Source organism: Anaerophaga thermohalophila str. Valhall (genome assembly GCF_000250735.1).
GTDB lineage: Bacteria > Bacteroidota > Bacteroidia > Bacteroidales > Marinilabiliaceae > Anaerophaga > Anaerophaga thermohalophila_A.
In genome coordinates this window covers 1-7,814 of record NZ_AHZV01000158.1, presented here as the reverse complement: position 1 = coordinate 7,814, position 7,814 = coordinate 1, and the positions used below count along the sequence as shown (strand labels likewise).

6 protein-coding genes are annotated in these 7,814 nt (G+C 38.6%); all 6 read left to right on the top strand.

The window, feature by feature from the left end; all coding sequences use genetic code 11:
* Nucleotides 1-848 precede the first annotated feature (848 nt).
* Entirely contained in the window at nucleotides 849-2,096 is a 1,248-nt protein-coding gene (locus OQ5_RS0108430) for a hypothetical protein (RefSeq protein WP_016777067.1), read from the top strand.
* A 9-nt stretch (nucleotides 2,097-2,105) separates the two neighbouring features.
* Entirely contained in the window at nucleotides 2,106-2,714 is a 609-nt protein-coding gene (locus OQ5_RS0108425) for a hypothetical protein (protein WP_016777066.1), read from the top strand.
* Nucleotides 2,715-2,881: 167 nt separating this feature from the next.
* A complete protein-coding gene (locus tag OQ5_RS24505; RefSeq protein ID WP_255297452.1) occupies nucleotides 2,882-3,310 on the top strand; it encodes a S4 domain-containing protein in 429 nt (142 codons plus the stop codon).
* Nucleotides 3,235-3,759, top strand: a complete 525-nt coding sequence (locus OQ5_RS24500) for a pseudouridine synthase (RefSeq protein WP_255297451.1) — start codon at nucleotides 3,235-3,237, stop codon at nucleotides 3,757-3,759. Before OQ5_RS24505 ends, OQ5_RS24500 begins: the two co-directional genes overlap by 76 nt.
* Nucleotides 3,760-4,122: 363 nt before the next feature.
* Nucleotides 4,123-6,531, top strand: coding sequence for a DUF5686 family protein (locus tag OQ5_RS0108415; RefSeq protein ID WP_026055183.1), 2,409 nt, complete (start codon nucleotides 4,123-4,125; stop codon nucleotides 6,529-6,531).
* 332 nt (nucleotides 6,532-6,863) lie between these two features.
* The gene (locus tag OQ5_RS0108410) at nucleotides 6,864-7,625 is read left to right on the top strand and encodes an SDR family oxidoreductase (RefSeq protein ID WP_016777063.1); all 762 of its coding nucleotides are present in this window, start codon (nucleotides 6,864-6,866) and stop codon (nucleotides 7,623-7,625) included.
* The last annotated feature ends 189 nt before the right edge of the window (nucleotides 7,626-7,814 follow it).

Here is a 7,814-nt window from a genome sequence, read left to right as displayed (position 1 = left end):
ATAAATGCTTGCATGCGAGTTCCATCAGATCAATAACTTATACATAATTTATACTGATGAATTATCTTACATCTTGCATCTAAAAATCTAAAGAACTATTGTATAAACTCTCAAAAATTTTTACAAAATGTGTATCTACTCAGAAAGTGCCATTTGCAACGCTTACGAAGCCGCCAAAAAAGCAGTTTACTTTTTGTAAATGAGTATTTTGACGGTAAGCGTAACGCAGTAAATAGCAATTTATGGAAAGACACTATATTAAAAAGGCCAAAGCAATAGATCATCCTGCAACAATTTATTTGCATAGAAATCAATAAAATAAATAGAGAATTAAAAATTTGAACATTACAACAAAACAATCTCAGCACGAATTAAAAAATTGTATCATATTCTTAAAATAAAGAGTAGAAATATTTTTTATTATATAATAACTTTATATATATTTGCTATAAATAACCTAAAAACAATAACCTATGAGTTCAATTAAAAAACTCCACCTTCTGATTTCTACTTATTTTTCAGTTTTTGATAATATTCCCAAAACTACTGTGGTATTTTATATTTTACCGGATTCTTAATATGCTTTCTAAAACTTACCGACTTAAACCATTGCCTATGTAAAATTAACATTCTCTTTAATTTTCTCAGAAGAATAGTAGGAGAAAGTTATCCATTCGAAAAAAACACATTAAATTCAATTAAATTCAACAACAAAAACTTAATCTTATGAAAATCAAGAACTTACCCCCCTGTTAATCTTATTATTAATCTTTTCTTGTGAAGCCCCGCAAATTGAAGAACCCATAAAAGATCCTCAAGAAGAGACAGGTATTGCAACCTTCAACAACATGCTTTCTTTTGAAGATCAAAGTCTGTTTGACAACACCATCAACAATCAAAATATTGATTTGGAATCAATACCGGATTTCGTACCCCTTTCCGGGAACCTAAAAAGCACTGATAATTCCGAATTTGAAGATACATTAGTGGTTAGTGATCGATTGAGCAAGTTTCTCAACATAAACAGAGAAATTAAAGTTGGCAATACCGTTTATCGAATTACGCCCCATGGTACCTTCTTTGCTGATGTGGAAAATTATGAACTGCTCGTAAAGGTTGTTACCGGTCCGTTTGATCCAAATGATTACGTAGCTCAACACGGATATTCAAATCTTAAAATAGCAGCTCCTCAATACTTTCTGAGTAAAGATTATGAAGAGATTGGTGTGTATGACACTTATGGTGCCATTGGGGGAGGAAGTAGCTCTTCAAGTACCGTTCCGGCATTAGAGGAAGAAGACTTTAAAGTAACATCATTTAAAGGAACATTTGTCGGGAAACTATGGGACTCAATATGGGGGTTCTCCAAAAGCGTGAGAAATTATTACGACTCCAAATACAGAATGGACGCTAAATTTTATTCTCTTGACTTTGGCTTTTATTCAGAAGCTGGTATAAAAACCAAAACCCAAAAAAAGGGGTGGACAGGAATTTGGCATAAGAAGGAAGTGGATGAAATAAGATGTGGATTTGAAGTTTTAGTATTTAAGGAAGAGTGGAATTCTGATCTTATACCACCAGTTGAAGATCCTTTGGAAAAACACTATTTACCAAATGGCCTTGGCAGTATCTCTCCTTTGAAAGAAACGCTAACAGAATTTAAAAATGGCGATCCTCTTTGGACTTTTAACTTTTGGGGGCATAACATTTCTGACAAAGATCTTGCACCGGCAGCAATAGCGGCTTTAAACTTTGGCATAGAAAAAGCCAATGAAAAATGGAATCTGGAGCCAGATGCAAAAAAGGATTTTTATGCAGTTAGATTGATTCAATTTAATAAAGACAGAAGAACATCTTACCTAATTGCCCGGAATATGGAAATTTCTTCCAGAAATGATGATAAAGTAACATATATTTTCAAAAAAGATTTTGGTGGGGTTGTTGGATACTCAACCTCCGTTAGCAACCCCGTTTTTGATATCAGCAACTTCAGCCTAAAAGGAACGGCTCCTAAATACACCTATGAAAAAGGCACCAGGTTATATGGAGCTGCAAGAAAAGGAAAAGAGTGGAGAGCAGTAAGATTTGAATTTTAAATTTTAATTATGAGAACAATAATTCTATTTGCAGCATTATTTCTCGCAGTAACCATCTACGGACAGGAAAACACCGCACACCGAAAAGGACTGACCTTCAAAATTGGCACTCGTTATTTGGGATGGACTGATGTATCGATTCCCAACCCTGAAGATTATGAAGAAGATATCACCTTTTCGAATGACGGTCAATATGGTAAAAGCCTGAGAATCTATGTCGGTTACTTTGCATCACCAAAGCTAAGTTTGAACCTTGGATTTGGACTGGACAGGTATGAGGGTACTAGTGCCAACACCTCCCCCCTTGTTGTGCAGAGCAATTACTATCTATCGCCCGACAAAAACAGTTTTTTTGCTTCAGCAGAAGTGGGTACGCAAATTGCATTCTCAGAAGCTTTGGATAAGGGCTTTGTTTATGCCTTGATGATTGGGAAGGAAATTTCATTCTCAGATAAAACCGGACTAAACGTTTATTTGGGATATAATTTTCAGCGATCCAAATATGAACATGAAAATGAACACCCTGACCTCATTTATCTGGACAAACTCAATCGTAAAAGTTTCATCCTCGGCGTTGACTTTGTGATTTTTTTAGATCGCATTATTTTTTTTAAATAACAGAAACAGGGTCTTACACAAGGTGAGTCCCTGTTTTTTTTAACCGAAACAACCAACTAATTTCATCCTAAATGCCTGATTAATCATTTTCTTTTTTACAATTTTGCACCATCAAAATTCAATCCGTTTGGTGTTGAATAACAAAACACAGAAAATCAACAAACACGATGGCTAAAAAAGTAAAAATCCCCAAAAAATATAAATCATCTGTTCGTCGCTCACGAAACGAAAGATTCCAGGAAGGACACCGATCAAAAAACAATGAAAACACCGAAAAGAAAGAGCATTCTTTAAAGAAAGAGCATATCATCTACAAGAAGAACCCTCCGGATAAAATGCGCTTAAACAAATATATCTCCAACTCGGGAGTATGCAGCAGGCGCGAAGCTGACAACCTGATAAAAAAAGGAGACATTAAAGTTAATGGCAAAACCATAACAGAAGTGGGTACCATTGTGTCTCCAACTGACGTTGTTGAATATCAGGGAGAAAAACTAAACCCGGAAAAAAAGTATATCTTTTGCTCAATAAGCCTAAAGATACAGTTACTACAGCCCGGGATCCTGAAGGCCGAAGAACCGTTATCGATATTGTAAAAAATGCCTGTCCTCAACGACTCTATCCGGTAGGTCGTCTTGACCGTAACACCACCGGGCTGTTGCTCCTGACCAACGACGGTGAACTGGCAAAAAAACTGACACATCCCAGCTTCGAAGCAAAAAAAATATACCATGTATTTCTTGATAAGAAATTAACCCCCGAAGACCTTGAAACCATAGCCAGTGGCGTAGAGCTTGAAGACGGCACGATTAAACCCGATGCAATTAATTATGTAGATCCCAAAGATTTGAAACAGGCGGGTATAGAAATCCACTCAGGCAGGAACAGGGTTGTGCGGCGGATTTTTGAGCACCTGGGATATAAAGTTGAAAAACTGGACCGCGTCTATTATGCAGGTCTGACGAAAAAGAATTTACCACGAGGAAAATGGAGATTGCTGAGCGATAGGGAAGTAATGTATTTAAAAGCAGGATTATCCAAATAGTGCCTTAACAGATCGTCAGATTTTTAGCTATTAAGTAGTGTCTGTCCATAAAGTGCCATTTACTGTGTTACGCTCGTCGGAAAATTACTCATGTACGATGAGTAAACTCCGTATTTTCGGACTTCGCAAGCCTTGTAAATGACACTTTCTGAACAGACACATGCTAAGCAGGAAACTTTTCCCACTTTATAGACAGGCACTAAGTAGCCCACAGGCAGTAGAGTAGTATGGGGCATAGGGCATGGCCCAGAGAGAATGGGACATGGAGTAAAGGTAGAAAAATATGTCTTTTTATACCACACTCATAAATATCTAACTCTAACAAGAACAACTGCAATGTTGATATTTTCTAAAAAATACATCATGCCCATCCTTAAGTCAGGAAAATTGCATCGCTTCATTTTTACGGACATCTTCATAGTTGTAATCTTTGTTGTTAATCCTGTTTTGGCAAGAGGACAACTAACGGCTACCATTGCTGATAGTTCGGATCATTCCCCAATACCTTTTGCCAATGTAATATTTCAGAACGGGAAATCCGGTACCGTTTCCAACATGAAAGGTGAATTCATTTTATCCGGAAACATCGGCGATTCAATAACCATCAGCAGTGTGGGATATCACACCCGGCATTTGGCAACAAAGGATGTTATTCCCTTTTCTACAATTTATCTTGCTCCAAAAACAATTACCCTCGATGCGGTCAACATCTATCCGGGTGAAAATCCTGCGTTAAAAATCATGGACAAAGTGGTACAGACTAAGAATAAAAACAACCCTGATAAACAACAAAACTACTCCTGTCTTGTCTACCATAAAATGACATTTGATTTTCGTGTTCCGGAGGAAACTCCCGATTCGGATTCTATTGCACATAAAATTATTAAATTCAGCAAAGATCACCATCTCCTGCTGATGGAATCCGTATCGGAAAAAAAACACATGGCACCGGACAAAAACAAAGAAAAAGTTATATCCGGCAGAGTAAGCGGCTTCGAGGATCCTTCACTCGCGGTACTTCCATCGCAACTTCAACCTTTCGGGTTCTATTCAGATTATATTTCACTAATGGATACCGAATTTCTCAATCCGGCCTCTGTTAAGGGATTGAAAAATTACATCTTTATTCTTGAAGATACAATCGTTGAAAAAGGTGATTCCTTATTTTATATAACCTTTCTTCCGAAAAAGGATGTTAACATAAAACCATTAAGCGGTTCATTTCATATTCATCAAAACACCTACGGAATAAAAAACATAAAAGTAAGTTCAAAAATCCCTGAAGCTCCCTTCCAACTGGATATTATTCAGCGTTACCAGCGCATTGAAAACACTCAATGGTTTCCCGCAGAGATGGAGAGTCAGCTCACCATCCATGCCAACAGCGGAATTAATTCAATGCCCTATCCTCTTGTTGGAAAATCAAAAAGTATCGTTACAGCTGTCGATCTCGATCCCGACCTGAATCAAAAGGAATTTTCTTCAGTAGTATTTGAAGATGAAATGCACTCAGATACCACCGGCATTGAGGTGCTCAGATACGAACCTCTTACTCCCAGGGATTCTGCTACTTATCATCTGATAGACAGCATTGGGAAAGCCAACAAACTGGACAAAATTATTAAACTGCAAAAAAATCTGATGAGAGGATATCTGGCGGCAGGACCTCTCAGGATAGATATCGACAAAGTTATAGGTTACAATAGGTTTGAAGGCCTGAAACTGGGTATGGGCTTATGGACGGGCCCTGGTATAACAGGCGACTTTTCACTGGGTGGGTATTACAATCATGCTTTCAAATCAAAAAAGAACAATTACGGCGGCGGAATAAAGTGGAGTCCCGAGATAAACAGCCAAACCGGGATGTCAATTACTTACAGCAACGACATGCACACTACGGGAAACTTTTCATTTCATAAGGGAAAACTTATGAACATAGAAACACTTCTCAAAAACTACTCTGTATCAACAATGGACAGAGAATCAAAAGTAATGGCATCGGCCGAATCAAGAATAACCGGGTCTCTGTCAGGTAAAGTATTTTTTTCCCATTCAGAAGTAGAACCTATCCGGATTTACAATTTTACTCCTGACGCTACGATACCTTCAGAACCTTTCTCCAACATTGAATATGGTATCAACCTGAGATGGTCACATAAAGAGAAAATATCGAAAACTGCTTTCGGAATACTTCCATATCCCAGTCTGGGACCAAAAGTTTGGGTCAACTATATCAGAGGAAATCAAAAAAAAGATGCGTTAACGGATTCATACACAAAAATCGAGTCGCAAATCGAAAAAACATTCCGAACAGGCCCGGCGGCCCGAACATCACTTAGAATTACGGGAGGATGGATCGACGGATGGAACACCCCATCTAATCTTTATAGTTTCTTTGGAACTTATGCTCCGTTTTCTATAGAAATTCCGTTCATGTTTGCCACTATGGCACCGAACGAATTTGCCGCCGATCGTTTCTTTTTGACATTCTTAAAACACGAAATTCCACTACGTCAAAATAAGCCAGGATCATTTAAGCCTGAATTAAAACTGATATCCAAAGCCGGTTGGGGAAATGTTACCCCAACTGATGATGCCAATTACAATACTTTCAACAAAGGCTATTTCGAATCAGGCATTCTGCTGGATAACCTTTTCAATGCATTGTTTATCAAGTACGGATTAGCTGTTCATTATCACTTCGGGCCATACAAAAAAGAGAAAGAATTAGATAACTGGAGCTTTAGAATTTCTCTTGATTTTGCATTTTGACATCTGATAATGAACATTTTCCACATCAATTTGCTTAATTAGAAGTGTCTGTACATAAAGTGCCATTTACTGTGTTACGCTCGTCCGAAAATTACTCATTTACGATGAGTAAACTCCGTATTTTCGGACTTCGCAAGCCTTGTAAATGACACTTTCTGAACAGACACACATATTGTAAAAATTTATGCAAGTTTATAGACACGCACTAATTAGTGTCTGTACATAAAGTACCATTTGCTGTATTACACCTGCCGGAAGGCATGTGAGAATCTAATGCCTGACTATCAGTTGCAGAATTAAAAAAAAGGAGTCTAACATCAAAAAAAATCACCATGGATATACAAATAAAGAATCTGAAATATCTTGTAACAGGCGCCAGTTCAGGTCTGGGGCAAGCTGTAGCCACACATCTGCTCAAAGAGGGTGCAGAAGTGATAATCACCGCCCGGAATAAATCGACCCTTACTGAAATAAAAAATCAGTGGCCGGAAAAGGTATCAGTAATTCCGGGTGACATTACCGATCAGTCTTTCCTTAACGATTTGAAAGACGCGCTTCCTAAAGACATATACGGAGCATTTCTTAATGCCGGAGGACCACCTGCCGCCACCATTTCTGAAACCACTATGGACAACTGGGATAACGCTTATCGTCTGGTACTGCGTTGGAAAATTGAATTATCAAAATACATTCTGCAATTATTTGAAAAAAGCAAACGGGGAAGATTTCTTTTTAGCGAAAGTGCTTCAGTAAACAGTCCCATTCCTAATCTGGTTCTTAGCAACTCATTCAGAATGGCAGTAGTAGGCTATGTAAAAACCATGACAAAGGAAATAACAAGTAACGATATAACCGCCAATGTAATTGCTCCGGGATATCATGAAACTTCAGCCCTCGATCGAATTTTCCGCAAAATGGCAGAACAGGAAACGGTCTCAATACAGGAAGCCAAACAACGGTTACAATCACGTGTTCCGGTAGGCCGGCTCGGAAACCCCGAAGAATTTGCCTCTTTGGCAGCCTGGCTACTGAGTCCACTGGCAGGTTTCGCTTCAGGACAGGTATTTACCCTCGACGGCGGGGAGGGAAGATAAGGAGGGCGTCCCCTAACCCTCCCGGAGAGGGGCCTGGATTCTTTTAGAAAAAGGGTTTAAGCAAGATGAAAACAATTGACAGGCAGAAGTTCAACGGGCAGAAGGTAGAAAAAAACAATCAGCATTTCCTCTCCTGAAGGCAGAGGGCAGAAAGCAGTAGCCCCCCTGGGGCAGCCGGTGGAGGCAACC

What these genes read in the sequence shown, in the direction of transcription:
- OQ5_RS0108430 (WP_016777067.1), top strand. Translation starts at nt 849, where the DNA reads ATGCTTTCTTTTGAAGATCAAAGTCTGTTTGACAACACCATCAACAAT.
- OQ5_RS0108425 (WP_016777066.1), top strand. Translation starts at nt 2,106, where the DNA reads ATGAGAACAATAATTCTATTTGCAGCATTATTTCTCGCAGTAACCATC.
- OQ5_RS24505 (WP_255297452.1), top strand. Translation starts at nt 2,882, where the DNA reads ATGGCTAAAAAAGTAAAAATCCCCAAAAAATATAAATCATCTGTTCGT.
- OQ5_RS0108415 (WP_026055183.1), top strand. Translation starts at nt 4,123, where the DNA reads ATGCCCATCCTTAAGTCAGGAAAATTGCATCGCTTCATTTTTACGGAC.
- OQ5_RS0108410 (WP_016777063.1), top strand. Translation starts at nt 6,864, where the DNA reads ATGGATATACAAATAAAGAATCTGAAATATCTTGTAACAGGCGCCAGT.